26 protein-coding genes are annotated in these 26,325 nt (G+C 36.4%); 7 read left to right on the top strand and 19 right to left on the bottom strand.

Annotated features, from left to right (window positions below; genetic code table 11):
- Positions 1-427: 427 nt before the first annotated feature.
- From NKG37_RS11820 to NKG37_RS11780, 9 genes are all read right to left on the bottom strand, one after another.
- Complete coding sequence (locus tag NKG37_RS11820) at positions 428-1,684, bottom strand: YeeE/YedE family protein (protein WP_169189620.1); 1,257 nt, start codon at positions 1,682-1,684, stop codon at positions 428-430.
- 528 nt (positions 1,685-2,212) lie between these two features.
- A complete protein-coding gene (wrbA, locus tag NKG37_RS11815; RefSeq protein WP_016204291.1) occupies positions 2,213-2,824 on the bottom strand; it encodes an NAD(P)H:quinone oxidoreductase in 612 nt (203 codons plus the stop codon).
- A 278-nt stretch (positions 2,825-3,102) separates the two neighbouring features.
- Positions 3,103-3,714, bottom strand: coding sequence for an alpha/beta hydrolase (locus tag NKG37_RS11810; RefSeq protein WP_254416257.1), 612 nt, complete (start codon positions 3,712-3,714; stop codon positions 3,103-3,105).
- Positions 3,711-4,658 carry a ring-cleaving dioxygenase gene (locus NKG37_RS11805; RefSeq protein ID WP_254416256.1) on the bottom strand — a complete coding sequence of 316 codons (948 nt, stop codon included), beginning with the start codon at positions 4,656-4,658 and terminating at the stop codon, positions 3,711-3,713. Before NKG37_RS11805 ends, NKG37_RS11810 begins: the two co-directional genes overlap by 4 nt.
- A 22-nt stretch (positions 4,659-4,680) precedes the next feature.
- Complete coding sequence (locus NKG37_RS11800; RefSeq protein WP_254416255.1) at positions 4,681-5,292, bottom strand: flavin reductase family protein; 612 nt, start codon at positions 5,290-5,292, stop codon at positions 4,681-4,683.
- Positions 5,293-5,311: 19 nt separating this feature from the next.
- Positions 5,312-6,250, bottom strand: a complete 939-nt coding sequence (locus NKG37_RS11795; protein WP_169188027.1) for a ring-cleaving dioxygenase — start codon at positions 6,248-6,250, stop codon at positions 5,312-5,314.
- A gap of 144 nt (positions 6,251-6,394) precedes the next feature.
- Positions 6,395-6,847, bottom strand: coding sequence for a MarR family winged helix-turn-helix transcriptional regulator (locus NKG37_RS11790; protein WP_254416254.1), 453 nt, complete (start codon positions 6,845-6,847; stop codon positions 6,395-6,397).
- A 121-nt stretch (positions 6,848-6,968) separates the two neighbouring features.
- Positions 6,969-7,358, bottom strand: coding sequence for a DUF5412 domain-containing protein (locus tag NKG37_RS11785; RefSeq protein WP_016204297.1), 390 nt, complete (start codon positions 7,356-7,358; stop codon positions 6,969-6,971).
- A 146-nt stretch (positions 7,359-7,504) separates the two neighbouring features.
- Complete coding sequence (locus NKG37_RS11780; RefSeq protein WP_169188025.1) at positions 7,505-7,636, bottom strand: YuzL family protein; 132 nt, start codon at positions 7,634-7,636, stop codon at positions 7,505-7,507.
- Positions 7,637-7,906: 270 nt separating this feature from the next.
- Here NKG37_RS11780 and NKG37_RS11775 point away from each other — a divergent pair, with 270 nt between their 5' ends.
- Together NKG37_RS11775 and NKG37_RS11770 are read left to right on the top strand one after the other, a co-directional pair.
- Positions 7,907-8,167: a DUF4190 domain-containing protein gene (locus NKG37_RS11775; RefSeq protein WP_169188024.1), complete on the top strand. Its 261-nt coding sequence runs from the start codon at positions 7,907-7,909 to the stop codon at positions 8,165-8,167.
- A gap of 245 nt (positions 8,168-8,412) precedes the next feature.
- Positions 8,413-9,048: a pentapeptide repeat-containing protein gene (locus NKG37_RS11770; RefSeq protein WP_169188023.1), complete on the top strand. Its 636-nt coding sequence runs from the start codon at positions 8,413-8,415 to the stop codon at positions 9,046-9,048.
- Between the two features lie 54 nt (positions 9,049-9,102).
- Here NKG37_RS11770 and NKG37_RS11765 read toward each other — a convergent pair whose 3' ends face one another.
- Positions 9,103-11,025, bottom strand: coding sequence for a right-handed parallel beta-helix repeat-containing protein (locus tag NKG37_RS11765; protein ID WP_254416253.1), 1,923 nt, complete (start codon positions 11,023-11,025; stop codon positions 9,103-9,105).
- A gap of 119 nt (positions 11,026-11,144) precedes the next feature.
- On the opposite strand from NKG37_RS11765, the gene NKG37_RS11760 reads away from it, so the two are divergent.
- The 3 genes from NKG37_RS11760 (at position 11,145) to NKG37_RS11750 (ending at position 12,655) form a co-directional block, all read left to right on the top strand.
- Positions 11,145-11,900, top strand: coding sequence for a helix-turn-helix transcriptional regulator (locus NKG37_RS11760; protein WP_169188022.1), 756 nt, complete (start codon positions 11,145-11,147; stop codon positions 11,898-11,900).
- Between the two features lie 73 nt (positions 11,901-11,973).
- Positions 11,974-12,390, top strand: coding sequence for a hypothetical protein (locus NKG37_RS11755; RefSeq protein WP_169188021.1), 417 nt, complete (start codon positions 11,974-11,976; stop codon positions 12,388-12,390).
- 19 nt (positions 12,391-12,409) lie between these two features.
- Positions 12,410-12,655: a ferredoxin family protein gene (locus NKG37_RS11750; protein WP_169188020.1), complete on the top strand. Its 246-nt coding sequence runs from the start codon at positions 12,410-12,412 to the stop codon at positions 12,653-12,655.
- 137 nt (positions 12,656-12,792) lie between these two features.
- Here NKG37_RS11750 and NKG37_RS11745 read toward each other — a convergent pair whose 3' ends face one another.
- The 3 genes from NKG37_RS11745 to NKG37_RS11735 all read right to left on the bottom strand — a co-directional run bounded on the left by NKG37_RS11745 (position 12,793) and on the right by NKG37_RS11735 (position 15,847).
- On the bottom strand, positions 12,793-13,182 hold the full coding sequence (locus NKG37_RS11745; RefSeq protein ID WP_169188019.1) for a hypothetical protein: 390 nt from the start codon (positions 13,180-13,182) through the stop codon (positions 12,793-12,795).
- Between the two features lie 373 nt (positions 13,183-13,555).
- On the bottom strand, positions 13,556-15,010 hold the full coding sequence (locus tag NKG37_RS11740; RefSeq protein ID WP_169188018.1) for a glycoside hydrolase family 1 protein: 1,455 nt from the start codon (positions 15,008-15,010) through the stop codon (positions 13,556-13,558).
- 81 nt (positions 15,011-15,091) lie between these two features.
- Positions 15,092-15,847 (bottom strand): MurR/RpiR family transcriptional regulator, encoded by a 756-nt coding sequence (locus tag NKG37_RS11735; RefSeq protein WP_169188017.1) that lies wholly within the window; start codon positions 15,845-15,847, stop codon positions 15,092-15,094.
- Between the two features lie 172 nt (positions 15,848-16,019).
- On the opposite strand from NKG37_RS11735, the gene NKG37_RS11730 reads away from it, so the two are divergent.
- Together NKG37_RS11730 and NKG37_RS11725 are read left to right on the top strand one after the other, a co-directional pair.
- Positions 16,020-16,781, top strand: a complete 762-nt coding sequence (locus NKG37_RS11730) for an SDR family oxidoreductase (RefSeq protein ID WP_169188016.1) — start codon at positions 16,020-16,022, stop codon at positions 16,779-16,781.
- 337 nt (positions 16,782-17,118) lie between these two features.
- The gene (locus tag NKG37_RS11725) at positions 17,119-18,390 is read left to right on the top strand and encodes an IS110 family RNA-guided transposase (RefSeq protein WP_169188709.1); all 1,272 of its coding nucleotides are present in this window, start codon (positions 17,119-17,121) and stop codon (positions 18,388-18,390) included.
- A 534-nt stretch (positions 18,391-18,924) separates the two neighbouring features.
- Here the strand turns inward: NKG37_RS11725 and NKG37_RS11720 are convergent.
- From NKG37_RS11720 to NKG37_RS11695, 6 genes are all read right to left on the bottom strand, one after another.
- Positions 18,925-20,022, bottom strand: coding sequence for an ABC transporter permease (locus tag NKG37_RS11720; protein WP_169188015.1), 1,098 nt, complete (start codon positions 20,020-20,022; stop codon positions 18,925-18,927).
- On the bottom strand, positions 20,022-21,281 hold the full coding sequence (locus NKG37_RS11715; RefSeq protein ID WP_169188014.1) for an ABC transporter permease: 1,260 nt from the start codon (positions 21,279-21,281) through the stop codon (positions 20,022-20,024). The genes NKG37_RS11720 and NKG37_RS11715 overlap by 1 nt, the downstream gene beginning before the upstream one ends.
- Before the next feature lie 13 nt (positions 21,282-21,294).
- The gene (locus NKG37_RS11710) at positions 21,295-22,227 is read right to left on the bottom strand and encodes an ABC transporter ATP-binding protein (RefSeq protein ID WP_016204167.1); all 933 of its coding nucleotides are present in this window, start codon (positions 22,225-22,227) and stop codon (positions 21,295-21,297) included.
- A 426-nt stretch (positions 22,228-22,653) separates the two neighbouring features.
- Entirely contained in the window at positions 22,654-23,286 is a 633-nt protein-coding gene (locus tag NKG37_RS11705; protein ID WP_169188013.1) for a response regulator, read from the bottom strand.
- Positions 23,264-24,421, bottom strand: a complete 1,158-nt coding sequence (locus NKG37_RS11700) for a sensor histidine kinase (protein ID WP_254416252.1) — start codon at positions 24,419-24,421, stop codon at positions 23,264-23,266. Before NKG37_RS11700 ends, NKG37_RS11705 begins: the two co-directional genes overlap by 23 nt.
- Positions 24,422-24,672: 251 nt before the next feature.
- On the bottom strand, positions 24,673-25,896 hold the full coding sequence (locus NKG37_RS11695; protein ID WP_169188011.1) for a Bcr/CflA family multidrug efflux MFS transporter: 1,224 nt from the start codon (positions 25,894-25,896) through the stop codon (positions 24,673-24,675).
- Positions 25,897-26,325: the final 429 nt, after the last annotated feature.

The raw sequence follows: 26,325 nt of genomic DNA, 5'->3' as shown, positions 1-26,325 counted from the left end.
CTTCACTCATTAAGTATTTGTATTTCTTATGTAAAAATGATAATTAAAAAAATCGCCAACCAACAGCATTGCGTACATGCTCTATTAAACTTGTTTTCGATAAAATCGTTACTATACTTGCTTTTGATAAACGATAGGAAACTACTTTTACCTATTACAGATAAACAAAAAAGTAGGTATCAACAGAGTCGATAACCTACTTTTTTATTAGGCAGTTTTCGTAAAGTTTGTTGAGATAACCCGTAGCTGGAATACACTTCGCTTTCCGTGGAGCTAAGCTTAACCCTCCTCAACTTTGAACTGGTGTCTCAGACTGTCTCGCTAATCCCCGTGGCGTCTACGTGTATTCCGGCTGCTCCATTCCATTATTCCAACTAATTCTTTTTTTCGATTAAAAAACAACAATCCTTTAGAAAACAGCCTTTTATTAACAGAAAGTATCTTTTGATTTTGGTACAGAAAGTCCAAATAATGGACGAAGATACAAGGCTACAAACGTACCAGCTAATGCTAGAATTCCCCATACGTAACCATGTACACTGAAAGATGCGATACCACCAAAGTATGCACCTACATTACATCCAAATGCTAGACGTGATCCATAGCCCATTAATAACCCACCGATGATGGAAGCAAGCACATTTCCAACCGTTACTTTTGAGAATTTAAATAGACCGCCTGCTGCTGATGCTAAAAATGCACCAAAGATTACACCAAAGTTTAAAATAGTTGTCGAGTCTGCAAAAATAGAAGCTTCTAAAGCTTGGGCATTTGCCCCTTGCCAGAATCCCCAACTTGCTACATCCATTCCAAAGAATTGTGCTACTTTAGAGCCCCATAAAGCAAAAGCAGATGTAATTCCCCATGGAGTACCACGTGTCATCAATGTTAAAGCATTAAGTACAGCTAACACGACTGCTGCTGCAAACAATGGCCAAGAACCACGGAAAATTCGTTTCCAGCCTGTTGTGGTTGGAAGTGGAGCCATTTTTGGTGCTTTTCTTTTTCTTTCAATCACTAATGTAACCCATGCAATTAAACCAAATAATATGATCGATACTAGCCAAGCTCCACCATAGCCAAGACCTGTAGAGGTTGCTAATGAAATGGGTTTAAATGATGGTAATTCTTGCGTCCAAAATGTTAAATGGGCTGCCCCAATCGTTGAACCAATGATAAAGAATAATAATGTCACAAACGCAACAGAACGTCCACCACCTACTGCATACAATGTACCAGACGCACATCCGCCGCCTAGCTGCATGCCGATACCAAACATAAAGGCACCAACAACAAGACTAACGCCAACTGGTGATACATATCCAGTTGCTCCTGTTCCAAAAAATGAAATGCCATATGCTAAAATTGGTGCAAAAAGGGTTACTGCCACTGCAAGCATTAGCATATGGGCACGCAATGCTTGCCCATTCCCTACAGATGCAAGTCTGCGAAATGCTGACGTGAAACCAAAACGAGCATGAAACAATGTATAACCAAGTAAAAGACCTAATACCAATAATATAGGTTGCATACTCTGTTGTGTCACGATTAAGTAGACTAGTAGAATTGCTGCAACAATAAGTCCACCGATGATTAAAGGCATCTGTGGAGCCTTTAATCCTTTGGGCTGTTCTTCAAGACTCTTTGCTATTTGAACCGATTGAACATTTGCTGAAGTTTCCACTCCTAAACACCCTTTCCCTATTAATATAGTCGGATTTACTTTTTTCATCTTAAAGTTATTTTGAGGTAGTGTCAATAAGAAAATCTTTCTTTTTGACAGTTTATACTACGTAAACCTTTACATTTAAACTTATCGAAAAATGAATAAAGAAGCTGGGACAAAACAAAATATATAATAGCTAAAGACGAACAATCTCTCATTTAGTAGCGAAACCAACTCATTCCATCATTTTTTAAAAGAAAATATAATTAGTAGGAAATACGAAGCAGCCTGAATACACGTAGACTCCTATGGGAGCTGCGAGAAAGTCCAAGACCCCGCAGGAACGAGGAGGCTTGGCGCTCGCCCCATGGAAAGCGAAGTGTATTCAGGCTGCGGGTGATCACCACAAACCTTCTTTCTTAAAATGAATAAAACCCCAAACAATTATACGAACTTTTCTTAGCATGTACGTATAATGTTCGGGGTTATTTGGTTGAAAATACTTATGCTCCAGCTTCTCTTAATCGAATTGCCTTTTCTTAGCTATTATTCATTTCCCTTTTTAACCCATTCTGCAACTGTAACAGTACGTTTAGCTTGGTGCTTCACAGCGCCTTGCACGTCTTCAATCATTTTCCCATCTTGTCCAACTGTTACACTTGTTCCATAAGGGTTTCCGCCTGCTCCGAAAAGGACAGGATCAGTGTATCCTGGAGTAGCGATAATAGCACCCCAATGCATCATGGAAGTGTATAAAGATAATAGTGTTGCTTCTTGTCCACCATGTGGATTTTGTGCTGAAGTCATCGCACTTACTACTTTGTTCACTGTTTTTCCTGTTGCCCAAAGTCCGCCTTGTAAATCAATGAATTGCTTCATTTGAGATGGCATTGTACCAAAACGTGTAGGAACACTGAAAATAATAGCATCTGCCCACTCAATATCTTCTGATGTTGCAACTGGTACATCTTTTGTTGCTTCAACTGTTGATTTCCATACTTCATTGCTGTCGACAACAGATTGTGGTGCTAATTCTTGTACTTTTACTACTTTCACTTCTGCGCCTGCTTCTTTTGCACCTTCTGCAGCCCATTGTGCTAATTGATAGTTTGTTCCACCCATACTATAAAAAACTACTGCTACTTTAACATTTGACATAGTTTCCATCTCCTTTGATTTCTTAAATAATTTGTCTAAAAACCCCATAAGTACACCTGCTTTTATTTATTATGCTCGGGAACTTATAAGAACTACCTTCACTGAATACGTATTTTTCCAATGTTGCTGTTCTTTTTATTCCCTATTAATTGAAATTTATCCCACTCTTGACGGGCAGTAAACCCCCGCTCATGGAAATTTTCTTTATAATTGTTTTTTCTTTTAAATAAAGGCTGGTTTCGTAAAATTTATTGCTTTTATCCGACAGCCTAAATAAATTATCTATTCGTTATTGCAGAATACCATTTGCCAGCTGCTTCTACTTCTTCAGCTGTTAATTGATGGCCTCTGTTTTCCCAATGCATTTCAACATTAGCATTTGCTTTTGCAAGCATTGATTGTAATTCGTTTGATTCTTCTGGTGAACAAATTGGATCATTTGTCCCCGCTGCAATAAATACTGCTTTTCCTGTTAAATCAGGAAGTATAATCCCTCTTCTTGGAACCATTGGATGATGAAGAATAGCTGCTTTCAATGCATCCTGATAGTGGAATAGTAAGCTCGCTGCAATATTAGCACCATTAGAATATCCAATGGCAATTACATTATTTCGATCAAACTCATATTCTTTAGCAGCTTCATCAAGAAATTCATTTAATTCCTGTGTACGGAAAATTAAATCTTCCTCATCAAATACATCTTCAGCTAATCGCTTAAAAAAACGGGGCATTCCATTTTCTAAAATATTTCCACGAACACTTAATACAGCTGCATCATCATCAATCATGCCAGCAAGAGGCAATAAATCTAATTCAGTGCCGCCTGTACCATGTAATAGCAATAATGTTGGCTTTTTCGAATCTTTACCTTTATTGAAAATATGCTTCATTCCTTCTCCTCCTCTAAAATTCTAACGTTAACATTAGGCAATGCAGCTGTTAGTTCCTCTCTTTTTTCCTCTAGCCACTCAGGCAGCATAAGCTTTTCTCCTAGATTGCTTACTGGCTCATCTACCGCAAATCCTGGACCATCGGTAGCAATCTCAAAAAGAATCCCACCTTCTTCATGAAAATATAGTGCCTTAAAATAGTTCCGGTCTTTGATCTCAGTTGGATAATAGCCTTTTTCTAATAGAGACGATCTCCATTGCTGAAGCTCTTCCATGTCTCTCGCTCTCCAAGCAATGTGATGGACTGTTCCTGCTCCCATGAGACCGCGAACAGATGGGGTCAATTTTATATCAATCACATTGCCTATCTGCGCCTCTGTTGAGAAACGAAGATACCCTGCATCTTCTCCCACATATTTTAGACCTAATATATTTTCTAGTACTTCTGCTGTTTTGCTAGGTTGTGCAGAATTTAAAGTTGCCCCGCCAAATCCTTTAATAGCAACAGATGGATTAATATCTCCTATTGCCCAATTATTTATTGGGCCATCCTTTCTTTCCACCAATTCGATTTGAAGTCCATCTGGATCAACAAATTGCAAATAATTTTCGTCAAATCTAATAACACTTTCCACTTTCACACCATGACGATGAAGACGATTCTTCCAAAATTCACTAGTACCATGAGGAATAACATAACTTGTAACACCGACCTGTCCTGTGCCAATTCTACCTTTCAGCTGTTTTTCCCACGGAAAGAAAGTAATCACGGTTCCTGGCGTTCCTGCTTCATTCCCAAAATAAAGATGATATACTTCAGGACGATCAAAGTTAATCGTCTTTTTTACCATTCTTAGACCAAGAATACTAGCATAAAAATCGATATTTTTTTGAGCATCATTAACCATTGCTGAAATATGATGTATCCCTGCCGTTTTCTGCATACTATCCTCTCCAATCAAAGGATTATTGTGGTCTTTCTTTCGTAAACATTTCACCGATTTTTGCATAGTCATTTCCAGCTAACCTGCTGACTGGAGCTAATGCTCGTGGGTCAATTCTGCCATTTTCGTAAAGATTATTGTCGATGTGGTAAAGTATTACTCTTCCAATCAGAAAATCACATCCTGGAAGGGCATCTGCCCCTCCCAATTCTAATGAGTGTTCCAATACACATTCCATACGAATTTTTGCTTCTTTTACACCAGGTACAGAAATTTCACTACTATCAATAGGCGTTAACCCCGCTAGCTTAATTTCACTTTGACTTGGAGAAAGATTTGCTGCAGTTTGATTGATTTTATCAACATTTTGTTCATCTACAATGTGAATAACAAATTCCTTCTTACTTAAAATATTTCTCGCTGTATCCTTTTGCTTCCCATTGGAGCGCTGGATAGATAATGAAACCAATGGCGGATTAGACGACACAATATTAAAGTAGCTAAACGGAGCTCCATTTAAGACGCCTTCTTCCGATAAGCTAGTAACAAAGGCAATTGGCCTAGGAATTATGCTTCCAATCAGAAATTTATAATTATCTCTTTCTGAAATAATTTTCGGATCAATAGACTGCATCAAATCATCCTTTACAAAGTTAGTCGAGATTTCTTACGTCAATTGGTATTAATCTACGTTCAAGCTGTTCTCTATACTGCTCATATTGAGTTGGCAACATTAATTTTTCTCCCATTGTTTCTTGGGATTCATCAATCGCAAATCCCGGAGGATCTGTTGCAATTTCAAAGAGAATTTCTCCATGCTCTCTAAAATAGATGGCGTTAAAATAATTTCGATCCTGAACAGGTGTAACATGATATCCATTTTGTGAAACATGCTTTTGCCAATCTAATTGATCATGATCATCCACTGCTCTAAAAGCAATATGATGAACTGTTCCAACCCCCATTGCTCCACTACCACTAGTAGTCCATTTTAAATCAATGACATTGCCGATATCGCTGAAAGAACGGAATCGAACATACTCTCCTTCTTTCCCAACTTTTTCAAAGCCCATCACGTTTTCTAAAAGTTCTGCCGTTTTTTCTGGTTGTTTTGATAAAAGTGTTGCGCCGCCAAAACCTTTAATTGCGTTTTCTGATGTTACTTCACCAAACTGCCAGCTATTATTCTTTCCTTCTTCTCTTTCCACAATTTCTAGTAGTAATCCATGGGGATCAGCAAATTCCAAGTATTTTTCACCAAAGCGTTCCGTTTTTGTGAAAGATATATTAAATTTCACTAATCTATTCTCCCAAAATGTCAGTGCTCCTTTAGGAACAACATAAGAAGTTACGCCAACTTGCCCATCTCCAATAATTCCTTGACGTGCTCCTACCCATGGAAAGAAAGTAATAATCGTTCCGGGATTCCCGCCTTCATCTCCAAAATATAAATGGTATGTTCCTGGATCATCAAAATTGACAGTTTGTTTTACTAAACGTAATCCTAACACTCCTGCATAGAAATCAACATTCTCTTGAGGATGGCCTACAATTGCTGTAATATGGTGAATTCCACTTGTTTTTTTCGTCATTTCCCTTCCACTCCTATTCCTTAATAAACTCTGCATTATTACTTAATATTAGATAATTGCTAGAAAATCATTTGTATAATTTTTATAATCCACCTATTATTACGAATTAAAATATTATTAATTCGAGATATTACTTTAAAAAAATTACATGCTTTGTGCATGAAGACCAAGTTTTTTCAACTGCTCAATTAGCATTTCCTTCTCTTTCCTATCTAAACCACCACATATCTCTCTCATCGCTGCTTTATGCTTTGGAAAGACTTTATCCATTAGTTCGGTTCCTTCTTCGGTAATAACCACATAAGTAATCCGGCGATCTTTAGGACATGGCTTTCTCCTGATTAAGTTTTTATGCTCTAATTTATCTACAACATAAGTAATACTGCTACTTGCAAGGAGAATTTTTTCTCCAATCTTTTGAATCGGCTGATCCCCTTTGCTGTAGATTAATTCCAAAACAGAAAACTCTGTAGGGTTTAACCCAAGACACTTTATATCTTCTTCTACTCGTTTCTTTATCGATTGCAAAGCCCTCGATAAAACGACAAAGACCTTTAAAGATAAATCCTCTTCACTTAATAATTCCTTATTATCCATGATAATCACCCTTTCAATTATCTTGAATTCGAGATAATTATATAACAGCATATTTGTACATGTCAACTGGTTTTATTAAAACACTACAATTATTCTACGCACCATTAATTTAAGCTTATGATTATTTTCTATAATCAAATCTGTCTTTTGGAGCATGAAGTGTATGCCCATTCACCACTACTGTATTTTTATCTGTCCATTCAATAGTCGCTGTTTCTTCGTTATTATTCCAATAAACATTTTTGGTCTTATTATCTTTATTATTCAATACAAGTTCCCCGCGAATTGCATAGGAAGTAGTAGCACCACCATTTACTAGATAAGCTTTTAAGGTGTAAGTGCCATCTGGAGAGGTTTCTTCTGTTAAGTATTCCCCTTTTGGCAATCTATTCATATCGTAAAATGCCCAATATACTGCATATCCAATCAGGCCCAAAAGAATAAGACTAATTACAATAACCGTTAATCCTTTGTTTCTTTTTTTGTTTGTGTTAGATAGGTTAGTGTTCAAGTGGTTTCCTCCGCATTGAATATTATCAAAAAATTCCTTCTTTATTATACATTATTTGGAGGTAGAGATTCATTAAAAAGCATCCTGAATACCCATACAAAAAAACAGGCGAAATTTCTTCCACCTGTTTAGTCAATCCATAAGTATTATGAACGCTTTTGTTTTTTTCTAGAAGAATCAGCCTTCGTTTTTCCTGTTTCCTTCGTAGTTGTTCCTTGACCTTCAGGTTGTGTAGCACCTAAACCAATTGTTGATGGATCTGCTTTTCTATTTGTCATTCAATTCACCTCCACTGTCTAGTTTTCCTTGAATAAATGAAGTTATGTGAATTGTTGTATAAAGAATTGTAAAAATCCTTTTGTAACTTTATTTGCTGTTATTCGTATTACTTTACATACGCATGAATCAAACAATCGCAGTATATAAAGAAAACTTCCATCAGTGGGGTTTTCCCTCATCCCCACCTAGCTTCCTCAATTTTCCTGTTTGAGCTGGGACGTTAAGAGTGGGATGAATCAAGTAATGGAGAGAAAGGAGGAAAGACTGTCATGAACAATCAGACAAACACTAATTCAATCATTTCGTTAACGTTTGGGATTTTATCGCTATTAATTCCCATCATTGGTCTTATCTTAGGAATTATCAGCATTGTTTTTTCGAGAAAAGCAGTAAATGAAATCAATAGAACGAATGAAAATGGGAGAGGTTTTGCGACAGCTGGTTTAATATGCAGTATAGTCGGGATCATTTTTCAATTATTAATATTGTTGGGGGTTTTCGCGTTTTTTTCAGTGTCTACTTTTGGATAAAATATGTCGTTTTTGTGAGGCTCTCCCGTTGCGGAGAGCCTTTTTAAGGAAAATATTTCCATGTATCTAGATTTAAATTATTAATGAAGCTAAAAAATTCTTTATAAAAATCTTCTTCCCATTGTCTTCTTAACTTATTGACAGTTATGCTTGTACATAAATCCTCCTAAAAATACAGTCTTTAAATTAAATCGATCTTCTCATATAGTAATCACACAGGAATGTAACTTGAGAGGAGTAGTAAGATGAAAATAGAAGCACCAAAAATTCCAACAGATTTACCTTCAAGGAATTTTCACGACATATTGTACGAGGAAGATTTAGAGCTAGAAATGTGCCAAATTCAACAGTCTATTTTTGATGATGAAGTATTAAACAAAGTGCGATTATCGAAAATGGTGCTGAAAAATTGTAAATTTATCAATACTGATTTTTCCGGTATGGAATTAACAGACGTTATTTTTGAAAACTGTGATTTCTCTAATGCTAAGCTCAGCAGTTCTTCTATACACAAATGCCAATTTAGTAATTGCAAATTATTAGGCGTGGATTTTACAGACTCTCGTTTTGGTAATGTGCAATTTACTGATTCTTTATTGAACTTAGCTGCATTTGGAAGCTCCAAATTAGAAAAAATTAGGTTTCAAGACTCACCAGTAGAATCAGCGGATTTTTACGACTGTATCTTTAAAAAAGTGGAATTTAAAAAATGTACAATGGACGGGGCGAATTTTGAAAGAACTTCCCTTAACGGGGTGGATATTAGTACATCAACCTTCCAATCTCTAATGGTATCTCCAACAGATTTAAAAGGATGTAAAGTATCTACCTACCAAGCCATTCAATTTTCTGCTCTATTGGGATTGGAGATTATTGATTAATCGCATAAAAAAGCTCTAGCAAGTCGACTTTCTGACTTACTAGAGCTTTTTTCATCATCCCCAAACCTTCACATAATTCTTCCCTTTTTTTAATGAGCTGATTGGTCCTAGTACACTTTGTGCAAGTTTTCTCTCACCTAAATAATCAGTATCTATAGCCACTTCGCTTCCATCTGGATTTTCAAATTCTGCATCTACAATGCGCACTCGTTTAAGCGTTTGTGTTGTTTGTACCTCTCCAAGAATGCGCTCAAAATCATCTGGAAGTTCCACTGACAAATATACTTCTGTTCCTTCTTCTACTAGTTTTAAGTTAGGGTTAAAATGAACTTCTGCTAGCTTTTCTTCTTCTCTTTCAAAAGCTTTCGCTCCATTTAAGTAGGCATTTCGATTAATGTATACGGGCTGTTCTACTTTATTAAATGCTTCGTGATCGCCTGGGTCTTGGTGAACGGTTTCAATATATTCCTCAAGGGAAGCAGGATAGCCGTTGTAATGTGCTGTACCAACATCCTCTAGAGCCTCATCTCCTACAAAGATGTTATGGTAAAAACGATCATCGCCTCCATAGGTCCCAGCAAATCCCGCTACCTCTGTACTATGTGGGACATGATATGGTGTTGCTCGATCAAGCATTTTCCGATGAACCATTTTTCCGCGAATTAAGTTATTTATATAGGCTCCACCTTGGGCATGATTATCTAAAGCATAATCGGCTGTTAAAATATTATGATCGACGATGTAAGGACCGCTACTTACTTCAACGAATAAATCACGATTGTTGCGATAGTAAAGATTACTACTCACTCTTGTTCCTTGCGTCTGCCAATCTAACCATGTTCCTAACGAACAGTCATGGATACGATTATGGTGTATTTGCACATCAATTGCAGCATGAAGCTTGATCCCTGCAATTTCATGTCCGTAGAACTCTCTCTTTAAGGCAATGTTATAAATATGATTGTTATAAATTTCGCTGAAGACACAGCCAAGATGACCAACGATTCCGTTTTGTCCGCAATCATATATTGTATTATTCCGGACGATATGGGAACCAATCTTCTCTTTGCTCCAACCAGCTTGTCTAGCAAGGAAGACAGATTCTAATTGATATTGGTAACCTGGTTTATCTTTACGCTTCGTACGATAGTTATTCCCAGTCGACCCTTCTTTTCCAAGACTAATCCCACTACATTTAGAATCATGGATGATATTGTCCTCGATAATCCAACCTTTACTCCAATGTGGACCTAGTAATCCTGGCTGATCAGCAGTAGGTGGCGTCCATGGAGTTGCCGCTTGGGCCATCTCAAAGCCTCTTACTGTGATATAATTAATTCCTGTTTCTTCTGGATAAAAGCAGGCTTTTCGAACATTTATTTCCACTAACTCTTCTGCAGGGTTATAATCTTGAAAATTCGCATAGATAGTTGTCGTATTTTCATTCACTTCCGAAAACCAAACATATTCTGTTTGTTCAGGATGATGAACGGGGACATTCTTCTTTGTCCAATGATCTAATACTTCTGTTTGTTTTGTAGGGTTTTGGACTTGTTCTAACGTTTCAGCTTCATAAAAGGACATGCCATTTACATATACATCCCCTAAATGTCTGCCTGGATTATAGACAATCCAATCGCCAAATATTTCTTCCTTATAAGGATTATATTCGCCAAAAAATGAATTTGGGATTTCTGTTTTCCAAATAGTCCCCTCCACTTGCTGCCAATTCTGAATTTGCTCCGATCCTTTAATGACCACCTTTTCACCGTCAGCAGCTTGGTAGGTAATCCTTCTTGTATTGCTTAATCCCGCATTCTTTGGTTTTACCCATTCTCGATATTCCCCTTCGTGCACAATAATGGTGTCTCCTGCTACAGCAACAGAAGCTGCTTTGTTGATAGTTAAAAATGGACTTTGTTTCGTTCCTTCTCCAAGATCTGATCCGTTTTTTGCTATATGATATTCAACCGCCATTTTTTCTTCCTCCTTCATTGTGACTCTGTCCTCATTATAGAAACTTTAAAAAGTGGATACTATTCAAAATGTAGTATAATTTAAGACAATATTAGTGTTTTTGACAGGAGGATAAGAAAGTGGTTTTTTTTGAAGATCACGGGGTGGAAGAAAAGGAATCCTTTGAAAAGTTTACCTTAATAAACGATGGCTTTCCTCTCCACTTTCATCGAGCTTATGAATTAATTATCGTCAACGAAGGAGAGCTATTCGTAAGAGTCGATCAAAAAGAATATCTACTGCAAAAAAATGATGTAGCATTTATTTTTCCAAATCAACTGCATGAGTTCAAAACCATCCATCATTCCCATATTAGTGTTGTTATTTTTTCACCTGAATTGATTGGCCATTTTTTTATGAATTATAAAGGCTTTGTTCCAGAAAACAATGTAATTCATTTACATAATACGCCTATTTTGCAAACGCTTCATTCTATTTACCAGCAAAAAAGTTTTCTGTATGATATATGTGGTAAATTGGTAGAGAATACAAGCTTGACGCCTGTTGAATATTCGACCAAGATGAAAGTATTTCATAAAATTCTGCTTTATGTTGATCAGCATTATAGCTATGACTGTACATTAAAAACGGTAGCAAAACATTTGCAGTATGATTACGCCTACCTTTCGAAGCTTTTTGTTCATATTACGAATAGGACATTTACCGAATATCTTACACACTATCGAATATCCCAGGCATGTTACCAGTTAAAAAATAGTCAGCAGCCGATTGGTGAAATCGCGCTGAATTGTGGTTACAATAATTTGCGTTCCTTCCATCGTAATTTTAAAAAGGTTACGAACATTTCCCCAAAAAAGTATAGGGAGCTTGCTTAAGAAACATGCTTTTGTATATATTACTGATTTTTTGTACATTTTATAGATACAATGCTTAAAGGTGGGGATTTCCATGGAAAACGCCTTCAAAAGATTACAAATCTTAATGGGCGACACATTGCAAATACTCGATCATATGAAAATAAATGATGAAAAGGATGGCCTGCTTCAGCAAATTAAAAAGGATTTACAAGAACAAAATAACCGAATAGACGGACTTACTAAATCGGACGAAGAAATCATTAATACTGCCCTTTCAATGACACAAAGTCTAGATAGCATAAACAATAAGATTCAACATTTGGAAACAGGTTTAATGGCGGACTATCAGAAATCTACAGGAAGTATTGATGAATATCAACATATGGCGATTGATGACCAAATGGAGCAGCCAGAAAGTTATCATGATAAGATTGATTATTTAAGTGCCGTAAAGATTCGTGAAAACTTGAATAAAATGAATGAAGTGCTGATTAGCATCAGATCTTAATGAAGAAGGGGAGATTCCCATGCCTTTCGTTATAACTTCGCCATGTATGCATGAAAAAGCAGGCGATTGTGTGGATGTTTGTCCTGTTGATTGTATCGCAAAGGGAGAAGACCAATTTTATATCGATCCAGATATTTGTATTGATTGTGGTGCATGTGAAGCAGTATGTCCTGTTTCAGCCATTTATCATGAGGAAGATCTTCCACCAGAAGAACAACCCTATATCCAGAAAGCTATCGATTTTTATAAAACATATGAAGGATAATGAAAAACAAATCAACTTTAGTTTGGTTGATTTGTTTTTGTGTAAAGTGAACAAAAAAACTTGCCCTAAATACAACGAGGCAAGTTTTTAATGCTTAGGTCAAGCACCTAAATCTAACCGTGTGAACGAGTAAGAGCTTAAGCTCCCTCTTTTTCCAGGTTAGCATCTATATCTTCTTTTAATTTATTCACTTCGTCTTCGATTTCTGCTGGAATATATTTTGATTTATTCAAGTATGTTTGGCTTAATGAATAATCAGGTACTGCTTTAAAAGCATTTGCTAGAAAATAGAAATTTACTTGTGCATCGCTGCCAAGACCAATTGTTTCATCAATGATTGTTTGATATTCGCCTTTTTCTAATAAGGCAATAAATTTCTTATCTTCATCTGTTAATTCTTTTGCTTTTGTTTCTTGGGTTGCATTACTTTCTTCTTTTACTGTTTCTTCTTTTTTCTCTTCCGCTGAATTTCCACATCCTGCAAGCAAGAATAGGAAAGCGACCATAAATAGAGAAAGATATTTCATCCGAATCTCTCCTTATACGCATATAATATAATTACTATTCCAAAAAGCATAAGTATTATGTAACCTATGTAATTACTTGGACAAAAAAATAAGTTTTAAATAGTTCTTAGACTGTTGTGTATTATTAGAAAACTTAGAACATTCAATACCTAAACGAAATCAAACGGTCTAGGAATTACTAACGAAGATGCTTGACTGGAACATTTTAACACACAGGATTCATTATATCAATATATTAAGATTTGTTTATTAATTCTAAAAAATCAAATATTAATTAAGGTTGATTTAGTTATTTTTTAGAAAAATACTTTATAAACAAACAAAAAACAGTACTCCATCCCAGAAGGAAGTAGCACTGTTTTTCTGATTACTATTATAGCTCTTGTCCATTTGTTGCAATCACTTTTTTGTACCAATCAAATGATTTTTTCTTCGTTCTCTCTAATGTTCCATTTCCATAGTCATCTTGGTCTACATAAATAAAACCGTATCGCTTAGACATTTCTGAGGTACCAGCAGAGATAAGATCGATACATCCCCAGCTTGTGTATCCAATTAAATCTACTCCCTCTTTTATCGCCTCTTTCATCTGCTCAATATGTGCTCGCATGTATGAAATACGGTAATCATCATTGATAGAGCCATCTTCTTCTACCTTATCATAAGCACCTAGTCCATTTTCAACGATAAATAAAGGCACTTGATAACGATCGTACATTTTCTTTAACGTAATTCGTAAACCTTTCGGGTCGATTTGCCATCCCCAATCGGATGATTCTAGGTACGGATTTTTCACACCAGAGAAGAAGTTCCCTTTTTCTTTTAACTTTTCAGGTGATCCACTCGCAACCATAGACATATAGTAGCTGAAAGATAAGTAATCTACTGTATGTTGTAAAAGTAATTCTTCATCTCCTGGCAGCATGTCAATTTGAATATCATTTTCTTCAAAGTAACTTAGCATAAAGCTTGGATAGTATCCACGCACTTGAACATCTGTGAAAAATAAATTCTTTTGATCCTCATCTAATGCTGCTAACACATCATCAGGATTACATGTTTCCGGATATACTTCCATACGTGCTAGCATACAACCAATCTGCGCTCCAGAAATAATTTCATGACAGGCTTTTACCGCTCTGGCACTCCCTACAAATTGATGATGCAGAGCTTGATAAATTGCTTGTTCTTTATTTTCTACCTCATCAATTAAAATACCACTTCCAATGTAAGGAGAAAGAGTCGAGATATTAATTTCATTAAACGTTAACCAATATTTCACCTTATCTTTATAACGGTTAAAGACAGTCTCTGCATAATGAACAAAGAAATCTACTAAACGACGATCCAGCCATCCATTGTATTTTTGCACAAGATTCAATGGAATTTCATAGTGTGATAGCGTCACAAGTGGCTCGATTCCATATTTCGCTAATTCATCAAACACATTATCATAAAATGCTAAGCCCTCTTCATTTGGTACCAAGTCATCCCCATTTGGAAAAATACGCGGCCAAGAAATAGACATACGGAATGTTTTAAAGCCCATCTCTGCAAAAAGAGCGATGTCTTCTTTGTAGCGATGATAAAAATCAATCCCGCGACGTTTTGGGAAATTGTCTCCGCCTTTGCCAGCTAGTAGCGTTTCTAATTCTGCTTTACTTTTGACATCCATCTCAATATCATTGCCACGTTCTTCTTTCGGAACGAATGTAACCATATCGAAAATAGACAAACCTTTTCCACCTTCGTTATAAGCACCTTCTAATTGATTGGCAGCAGTAGCTCCACCCCATAAAAATCCTTCTGGAAATCCGTATTTCGTCATCTTTGCATTTCCTCCCTTTTCTAATCTCTAAAGATAATGATACGCTTACAAAAGGAAAAAAACTGGTCTCTTTTAGACCAGTTAATAAGAAGGATATTGTTTTTGATAGTGATAGATGAGAATATCAAATAAACGTAATAACGTATAACTACTAACTGCGCTATTTTCAATTTTTCCACAGTGTAATACCTCATCAAATACATATTTATGCTGCTCAGGATCCGAAAAAGTAATCAACAATTTCTTTCCATTCGCCGCTTTAATTCTTTCATTAATAGCTAAGGCCTCTGTAAGGATGTTTCCTTCAATTGAAATGGTGATAATCATATCCTCTTCTGTTAAATGAGATACTGTTTCCAATTGTTTGAAAAAATTTGTATTACATTCACATAGCTTTCCAAGAAGAAATAATTGCTTCTGAAGCTCCATCGCTTGAATTTGATGTTTTTCAAAACCTAAAATGACAATTCGCTTCGACTCATAAATTTTTTTAATAATTCGTTCCATTTGTTCCTTCGAAATTTTTTCCATTATCTCGATATTTTCCTTTAGTTTTGCTTCGAATGTAGCTGCACTTAAATGCTTTTCATTCGCCTCATACATTCCACCTTGAAAAGCAACACTGTTTCGGAGATTAGAAAAGTTACGAAAGCCGATTCGCTTACAAAAACGATTAATTGTAGATGGGGCAACATTACATACTTCCGCTGCCATCTCTAATGAATAGCCTTCTATATGATGAATATTTTCCAGGAAACTATTGGCGATAGAATAGTTGATATCCTTTTCCAAAGAATTATTTATGTATGCTAAAAGTGTATAAATTAATTGTTCCAAAATTCCCACCTCAGGATGATCGTATCATATTTTTGTCGTGGTAGTTAACTATTAACCTGTGATTTAAAATATGGGCAAATAGAATAGATAAACCATAAGGGTAAATAATAGAAATTGGTTTGAATTTTATTCATAATGAAGATAAAAATATCTTTTGAAAAGAGGAATCCCAATGAAACTGTCAGGTAATACCATTCTTATTACAGGTGGAAGTGCTGGAATTGGATTAGCATTTGCAGAACGGTTTATTAAAGCAGGCAACAAAGTGATTGTTTGTGGTCGCAGGGAAGAAGCACTGCAACAGGCGAAAGAAAAATTCCCTAACCTTGTTACATATGTTAGTGATCTGTCTATAGAAGCTGATCGAATCAAACTTTTTGACTGGATAACAGCTAACTATCCAGATGTGAATGTGTTAGTTAACAATGCAGGAATTCAACAACGTTTTAATGTGTTAAAGGCAGACGCAAAGACTGATTGGAGTTATTTTAACAAGGAAATCACCATCAACATGGAAGCTTCTATTCAGCTCTCTATGCTGTTTGCACCGTATTTCGCAACAAAAAAGGAAGCGGCGATGATTAATGTAACATCTGGATTAGCTTTTACACCAATGGCAATCGCGCCAATTTATTCAGCAACCAAAGCGGCAATGCATTCTTTCACTGTGAGCTTAAGACACCAGCTTGCTGATACTTCTGTAGAAGTAATCGAAGTTGCCCCTCCAGCCGTGAATACAGATTTAGGCGGTGCAGGATTACATACGAGCGGAGAACCTTTGGATGCCTTTGCCGATGGAATTTTCCAGGGATTAAACGAAGGAAAAGTTGAAATCGGCTATGGCAGTTCGGTGAATCGCTTGCGGATGACTCGGGATGAAGTGGATAAGCATGTGGAGAATATGTATGAGGCAATGAAGAAGACGATTGAGTAAAAAAGGGGCTGGGACATAAGTATTCCAGCCAAGGATAATTCCGAACAATTATACGAAGATGCTAATGAATGTTCCGTATAATTGTTCGGGCTTTTATTTGTTTTTCAAAGGATGTTTCCATGAAGTTTGGTGCGATTCCCCGCAGCCGGAATACACTTCGCTTTCCATGGGGCTCGCGCTGAGCCGCTTCGGCCTGTGGCCTGCAGGGTCTCAGACTGTCTCGCTAATCCCATAGGAGCATTCCTGTGGGGGTAGTTTTAGGGGCTTGCATAAAAAAAGATACTCCTATATGATGCATGTATCAACGCCAATCAATACGCAGCAAGGAGAATCTACTATGAATAATAAACGTAATCAAAAAATAAATCAAGTCACTAATTCTACTCTTATCATTGGCATTGATATAGCAAAAAGAACGCATTATGCTTGTGCAGTGGATGATAGAGGACGGGAATTAAGTAAATCCTTCGCCGTCCATCAGTCTAATCAAGGCTTTCAACAATTTTATATTCACTTACATCAATTGATGAAGAAACAGGGAAAGAAGGATCTTTTGATCGGTTTTGAACCTACAGGTCATTATTGGATGAATCTCGCTGCATTTCTTGCCTCCAAAGGCATTCGTTACGTCATTGTGAATCCCTTACATGTAAAACGATCGAAGGAAATGGATGACAATCTCCAAACAAAGAATGATAAGAAAGATGCGAGAGTTATTGCCAAATTAATCACAAACGGCTATTTTAGTTCTATTCGCAAGCTAGAAGGAATAGAAGCAGAACTTAGACAAGGATCTTCTATTCGGGGGAGTGTGAAGAAAGAAATAGCGAAAGTAAAAAACCAGATCATTCGATGGACAGACCGATATTTCCCTGAATTTTATACTGCTTTTAAGGAGTTAGGAAAGAATGCTTGTGCGGTGTTAAAACAGACGCCTTTACCAGTAGACTTAGTAGGACGAGAGGTAGAAGAGTTGATCACTTTCTATCGAGAGAAAGAACAGCTGGCCTATCCAGCAAGATCCAAAATAGCCAAATTAATAAAGGCGGCAGAACAATCCATCGGCTTAACAGAAGGCGTTGAAATGGCACGACTGGAAATTGTTATGTTGATACAAAAATATGAACTATATACAAATCAGTTAGAAACAGTGAATCAAGAATTAAAAGACATGGTGGAAGACCTAGCTGAATTTCACTATCTCTTATCGATTCCGGGTATTGGGGAAGAGACAGTGATTGATTTACTGTCAGAAGTAGGATCTCTAAAGAATTATCAACATCCACGCCAACTCATAAAATTAGCGGGATTAACATTACGAGAAAATTCTTCTGGAAAGTATATTGGTCGAAAAAGTCTTTCAAAGCGAGGGAGAAGAAAACTACGATCGCTTCTCTATCGGGCAGTACTCCCTTTAATACGAAACAATAAGGTCTTTCACGATTTATATCAATATTATATTACCAGGACAAATAATCCACTAAAGAAAAAAGAAGCACTTGTTATACTCTGTAGTAAACTATTGAAAGTATTTCATGGGTTAAGTCACCAAGAAGTTTTGTTTGATGGAGAACGGATGAGACAGGATATTTCCGTCTTCCCCGCCTAACATATCCAAGGTAGAGCTTAATGTAAAAAATAATTCACAAGATGACACAGTAGCTGGCTTATAAAAAGACATACGACTTAGAGTCTATATAGGAGCAGGATGCCAGCCTCTACCTTATGATGAAACCAAACGAAGGAATGTAAGCGCGCGACGCTAAGAGACATGGGAGGGTACGTTCTCGTAAGAATAGTAGAGACCAAAGTGCATCAAATAATGTACCTTTGTCAATTAATCCCTATTGACTCTAGCGAAGCGTCTTCTTCATTCCCAGTTATTTTATAAAATGGGGAAAACCACCTGTGATAAGTCTGAAATAAGTTAAAAAAAATTTTTTATTTCACCAATAATCTACTACAAACGTTGGTATATCAACTTTTCCGGAGGGAGTCTTCGTGTATTCCGGCTGCTCTGTTTTTCCAACTAATTATATTTCCTCTTGTAAAAAGTATGCGAAAGCAGCCGCTATTTACTAGCTATATTAGAAATTGTTCGTCTTTACAGAGTATCTATTTAGTTATGTCCCATCCTCTTTCCTTATCTTCTCCGCTCACCTAAATTAATTCCAATCCCCATATACAATACTCCAATAAGCAGCATGATAGCTATAGGCAAAGTGATGTCACTCCATCCAGCATCAAATAGGGCAACATCCATCATCGCATCGACTCCATGAGATAGTGGGAATACATTGGCTATAGAATTAAATACAGGATTATCCATCATACCTGGTGGCATATAAACCCCACTAATAATCGGCAGAATGGATGACAGAGAAGGATAAATCATATTAAATTTCTCTGGTGTTCTAGTTATTCCTGCAATAAGCATCGCCAAGCTAACCGCACTCAATGTATACACGGCAGCAATGGTTAATATCATCGGAAAGTTTCCAATATCATAGTCCATTATATATTGAAAAATTAGAAAGACTACAACCATTTGAAAAAAGCTGATTAAAAAGCTATAGACTAAATGACCAACATACAAATTCGTTTTGCTTACTGGAGAGAGAAGCAGACGGTTCCATACCCCATTCACCTTGTCTTCATTGATTCGATTCACTTTGACTCCAATTGTAAACATGGCTATAAACAATGTAAAACCGAATAGTAACTGAAAACCCATATCATGACTTGTCAGAGTCTCACCACTTAAGTTTTCCGTTTGGACAGTAATCGGTGGTTTTTCTAAATAGTCTTTGATCTCATTTCTTAAATCAGACGTATTTACGCCATCTGCCACAGCTTGTATCTTAGCTTCCTCCGTAAATACTTTATGAACATGTTGCTCGACAAGTAGGATTTCTGGCATATCTGAAGATGTAATTAAGCGATAATCATTTTCCATTAAAAGAATGGCAACATCTCTTTTTCCTTCTTTTACTTGCTCGCGTGCTTCATCCTCATCTGCAATAATGAATTTGGTGTTACTATCTTCATTTAATAACTCTTCCCAATTTTGTTCTATTTCCTCGGCATTAGGACCTGTTGCAAAAATATCAACTGTTAATTTGTTTTGTTGAGATGTACCTCCAAATATAATCGTTGCCAATACACTAAGAACAATAAATAAAATAATTAGTAGTGGTTTTCGTTTATCTTTAACAAACTGGGCATAGAAAATGGTGGTCATTATACCCGCCCCCTTTTCGGAAACATGAACATACCAATTACAAAACAAACTACAGACATGGCAACTAGAACCACTATCGGTAAAAGTAAATCGCTAAATTGACTAAACTGAATATACTCTATCATCGCTATCATGGTTAAACCATTTGGAGTCCATTCTCCTATTCGTTGTAACAATTCCGGAAAACCTTCAAGTGGGAAAAAACTTCCCCCTAGAACTCCCAAGGACATAATAATAAGGGTGGTTAAACCACTAACCGCATTGCTATCCTTCAAATTTAACGTAATAGATGTAAATATTGCTGATAGTCCTGCAACCATTAACGAAAACGAGGTAAATACTAGTACCATTCCGAACCAGAACGATACAGGTTTATCTGGAAATATATTTAATAATAACTGTGTTACCGTTATCGTAATCATCAATTGTAACCAAGCTAGAATAAAGGTAGAAACTGTTTTTCCTAGCAAAAAATGCATTGGATTACTATTCGTTAATAAAATCCGATTAAATACACGCTCTCTTTTCTCTGTAACCGTCTTTAGTGCTACGCTTTGCGCCAAAAACAGACCAAATAGAGTTCCAATTGCAATAATAAAGTATTGCGAAATAGTATACGTGTCAATTCCTTCCACGACTTCTCTACCTCCTTGAGGCAGTATAGGTTCTGCTGCTGATAACGTTCCTTCCCTACCAAGAGCAAAGTTCATATTCAAAGAGTTCACGAATTCATTGACGATATTTTGGAGAGTAGTTACTTCAGTGGACTGCTTTGCAGCATGAATCGTTAATGCAGTTGTCGATTTATCTCCAAGCATGACAGTAGAAAGCACCTCATACGTAAATCCTTCTGGAACACGAATGATTGCATCTAGTTCACCACTTTCTACTTGGTCCGTTGCTTCTTCCCACGTCAGTTCTTTCGCATTAACCCATTCCTTTACGTCCGGGTTATTAATAAAATTTCGTATTAACGTAATTGGTGATAGATTTTCTACATGCTCAAGCATTGTTTCTTTCTCTGCTTGAGACAAGCCTAATTGTTGTATTCTTTCTTTAAACTGTACAAACCCCTTTTCTTCATCATCTACTTGGACAAATGCTATGTCCAATTTAGTTGCCTCTTTATCGTCATTAAAAATACCAGCAAAGGCATAATTTAATACAACAATGATGATAATGGGGAGTAAGAGAGTCATTAGCATTTCTTTTCGGTCCCGCCAAAAAACGAGTAAGTCCTTTTTTATGAATGATCCCACTTTTTTCCCTCCTCTAATCCCGCAATGTTTTTCCAGTTAAATGTAGAAATACATCCTCTAAACTTGGTATTTCCACTTGATAGTTTACAATTTGGATGCCTGCCTTTTCTGCTGCATGTACGAGATCACTTAAAATATTACTTCCTTTTCTTGAAATAATACGTAGACCCTCATCCGTTTCATCCACTTGATAAACATGATTAAATGATTTAATTTCTGTTAACAATACATCACTTTTTTTGTTAAGTTGCACTTGTATCGTATCTTCACTTGATAAAATGCTTAATAATTCCGATTTTGTTCCAGAAGCAATCACTTTTCCATGATCCATAATGTATACACGATTACATAATTGCTCCACTTCTTCCATGTAATGGCTTGTGTAAAGAACCGTCGTTCCATGCTTTACATTCAATTCTCGAACAGTCTCTAAAATATGGTTTCTTGATTGAGGATCAATCCCCACAGTCGGTTCATCAAAAATTAAAATCTTCGGTTCATGTAACAAAGCAGCTGCAATATTGATTCTTCGCTTCATTCCCCCCGAAAATGTTTTAATCAATTCCTTTTGACGATCCTTTAACCCCACCATCTCAAGCACATTTTGTATTCGATCCTCAATCTTATCTTTTGGAACTTGATAGGCTCTTCCAAAAAACTTAAGATTTTCATATGCTGATAGTTCTTCATATAAAGCTATTTCCTGTGGAACTACTCCAAGAATTCTTCGCATTTCTGCTGCATCTTTTATCATACTTTTTCCATTTAGTTTTACATCCCCAGACGTTGGTTTAAGTAAGGATGAAATCATAGAGATGGTTGTTGATTTTCCAGCACCATTTGGTCCAAGCAAACCAACTGATTCTCCTTCTCCCAAAAATAAATTAATTTCATCTACTACCTTTTTATCTTTGAAATTTTTACTAAGTTTTATGGTTTCAAGCATCTTTTTGCACTCCTTTACTTCGGTCATTTTTATTATCCTTCTCACTTAAGCTACTTTTATAATGGATATTGCCTATTAAGCATATAAAAAAAGAAACAGCTTCACTACTGTCTCTAGTCATCCATTCTTTATTTATCCATTACTTTAATCATTTTTCTTTTTGGCCATGTTCCGCAAACATTATTGTTATTTATCTAGGCTGTTTTCGTAAAGTTTGTTGCGATTACCCGCAGCTGGAATACACTTCGCTTTCCGTGGGGCTAAGCTTAAGCCTCCTCAGCCTCCGGGGTCTCAGGCTGTCTCGCTAATCCCCGTGGCGTCTTCGTGTATTCCGGCTGCTCCAATTTTCCTATTAATTCTTTTTTCCTATTGAAAAAACAACAATTCTTTAGAAAACAGCCTTTATCTATGAGATATGAACATTTTTTACACAAGATTATGCCGAATTGCATAAATGGCTAATTGGGTACGATCACGCAAATCAAGTTTTGTTAAGATTTTACTTGTATTATTTTTCACGGTTCCAACGGAGATTGCCAATCTATCTGCAATTTCATTATTGCTAAGCCCTTCTCCAATACACTTTAATATAGCCCGTTCTCGGGGGGTTAGGGTAGGGTCAGCTTCCGGATTATTGTTTTGTTTTATTAGTTGCGGAACGACTTTTGCTGCTACATTTTCCTCAATAGTTAAACCTCCATTTAATACACTATGAATGGAACGCAGTAGCGCATCTGTATCGCCATTTTTCAAAATGTAGCCACTAACACCAATTCTCAATGCTTCCATTACATAGTGATCATCATCAAAGGTCGTTAACATCAATATTTTCATTTGCGGCCAGCGGGATTGAATAATTTTCGCTGTTTCTAAACCATCTATAATGGGCATTCGAATATCTAATATCGCAATATCAAACTGCATCCTTTCACATAGATCTATTGCTTCTTTCCCATTATTTGTTTCTCCAGTCACTTTAAATTCTTCTTCTGTTTCAATCATCATTTTTAAACCTTGTCTTACCATAACCTGGTCTTCAGCCAGTAATATTCGAGCCATGTTCATCACCTATATTGAGAAGTTTAATAAATCCACTTATCCGAAATTGTTCATCCGTTTTAATCACTTTTAAATCTCCTCCGTACTTTTCCAACCGCTCCCGCATAGAACTAAGTCCAAATCCTTCTTTATATAATGAACGATTCGAAATAGGGTTACTTATTTCAAAACGAAAAATACTGTTACCTGGAGCTTCAAACATAATTTCAGCTTCTTTTGCGTTACTATGTTTCATAATATTTGTTAATGCCTCTTGAACAGAACGATAAATCACAAAAGATTGCTCACCAGTTAATGGAGCAGAAAAAGCACCATGTTTCACAGAAAAATGAATACGAATCATATTCTCCATTTCTAATTTACGAATCAATCGTAATATCCCTGAAAGTCCACCTGTATCATTAGCCTTTAAGGATTTTACTGCCCTTCGTGTTTCATTTAAACTCTCTCCAGCAAGTTCCTTCAAGGATTGTACCTTTTCCTTATATTCTTCAGAAGTTTGTAAACGAAACATTTCCAGTTGCATGATCAATGCCGTAAGTTTATGACCAACTGAATCATGAATTTCATGTGCAATTAATACACGTTCTTCCTGTCTAGCGAGTTCCTCTTCCGAAACAGCTCTTCGCTTTATATCACGGTATTCGCTAAAAAGGGCTTGGTACCGTGCATCCAGATCTGTCCATTGATCCTTTGTCTGCTTATACACTAACAAGCCTATAAGAAGAAAAATAATATAAATCTCCACAAATATCTCTATTATTTGACCTAGATTACTATTCAATACCGTTATGAGAATTGCTCCACATCCAATTACACTAATAATTAAGCTACTACCAATCGTCAAGTGATAAAATCCCTCTGCGATTAAAAGGGAAAGGATAAGAATAAGAAATGGATTGATAGTACCATCAGAAGGAAATAAAGTAATCGTTGCGATAATAACATTCAAGCATATAAAAAAGACGAATAAGCTTGGCCTCTTCTTCACTAAAGGAATAAGAAAAAAGATAGCAAAATAAAGCGCAACACCGAATAATTGCCCAGTTAATTGATTAATAGTTAAGTCAGTATAGCCAATTGCAAATGGCCATACAACCACATTTAATACAAGCCATACCCAATAGGATTTCATGAATTAACCCCATTTCCTTTAATAAACGTATTTATATTGTATCATCATTATTGTATCACCACTAACTGGGATTAAACCATGTATGAACGGAGCCTCAGTGTAGACAAGGGGAACAGTCCCCTTGTCTACACTCCCATTCTTCCGAAAAAGAAAGAACCTTAGAATAAACTTCGCTCCTTTTTTCAAAAAAACAGGCGCTTTCTAAAATCGAAAGCACCTGTTTGCAGAAGACATATATTGTGTTTAAGGAATTAATTATGGGTAACATGCTTAGGTGTATTCACCTTTAACGAAGATTTTCTCACCAATACATAATAAGATAAGAACGCTAACAGGCTTGATGCGAAAATAATAACTCCCATCGGCACAGCTGTATGTTCTCCTCCGATTCCTACTAACGGTGCTGTTAGTGAACCTAGTAAGAATGGTAATAGACCTAATAATGCAGATGCGCTTCCTGCCATATGTCCTTTTGTTTCCATCGCCAATGAAAAAGAAGATGTTCCAATAATACTAATGGAAGTAACGAAAAGAAAAATAGGTATGGCAACTGCGACTAACGGTGCATGAACTAAAATGGCAATTACTAATAAAATCGAAGCTGACATGGAAAGAGCTAAACCGCTCTTCAAGAATGTTCTCTCTGAGAATTTAGATAATCTGCCAACGATTTGTGTTCCAATAATTAAGCCAACTCCGTTTATCCCAAACAATAAACTAAAGACTTGAGGAGAAACGCCATAAATATTTTGATAGACAAAAGAAATACCAGAAACATAGGCAAAAATTCCGGCAGTAGTAAAACCTTGTGTAAATGCATAGCCTGCAAATTCACGGTCTTTCAATAATGAACCAAAATTCATAACTACTTGTTTGATATTGCTCGGTACACGCTTTTCAGCTGGTAAGGTTTCTTCCAGTTTAAAGGAAACGACAACAGTCAAAATAATCCCAATAAAGGTTAAAACAAGGAAAACCACTTTCCAATTTGCAAAAGAAAGAATTGCACCACCTATTATAGGTGCCACAATCGGACCAAGGTTTCCAATTAACATTAACGTGGCAAAAAACTTTGTAAGCTCTCTTCCACTATATAGATCTCGAACAACAGCTCTTGAAATAACGAGACCACCTGCTGCTGCAAACCCTTGGATGAAACGAGAAACGATCAACATATAAATATTTGGTGCAACCGCACATATTAATGAAGATAGTAAGTATAAACCAAGAAAAATTATTAATGGTTTACGACGCCCTTGGACATCACTCATTGGTCCAATGATTAACTGGCCCAATGCCAATCCCAACAAGCAAGTTGTTAAACTAACTTGCACTAAGGAAGCACTCGTGTGAAATTCCTCTACAATAGTTGGAAATGCAGGCAAATACGTATCTATTGTAAATGGACCTAACAGGGAAAGTGATCCCAATAGAAAAGCAATTTGCAATCGTTTAATTTTTGATAATGAATTCAATTTTCTATCGCCTTTCTACAGTAAATTTTCTATAACTACTTGAATATTAACCTTAAAAAATGCTTCTTTCATAGAAGAAGGAAGCATACTTACATATTGTATTATGAAACAAAGAAATTTTCACCAATTACGCTCTTCTTTTTTGAATTGGTCATTTTGTCATTCCATTTACCGAAGAAGAAAATGACGTGGCTGGGACATAAGTATTCCAGCCAAGGATAATTCCGAACAATTATACGAAGATGCTATTGAAAGTTCCGTATAATTGTTTGGTTTTTTATTTGTTTTAAAAGGATGTTTTCATGAAGTTTAATGCGATTTCCCGCAGCCGGAATACACTTCGCTTTCCGTGGGGCTCGCGCTGAGCCGCTTCGTCGCTACGCTCCTGCTTTCTTCTCAGACTGTCTCGCTAATCCCCGTGGCGTCTTC

Origin of the sequence: Niallia sp. RD1, assembly GCF_024219955.1 — a bacterium.
GTDB classification, from domain to species: domain Bacteria; phylum Bacillota; class Bacilli; order Bacillales; family Cytobacillaceae; genus Niallia; species Niallia alba.
Note: the sequence above shows the minus strand (reverse complement) of the source record. Positions and strands in the feature narration are given on the sequence as shown.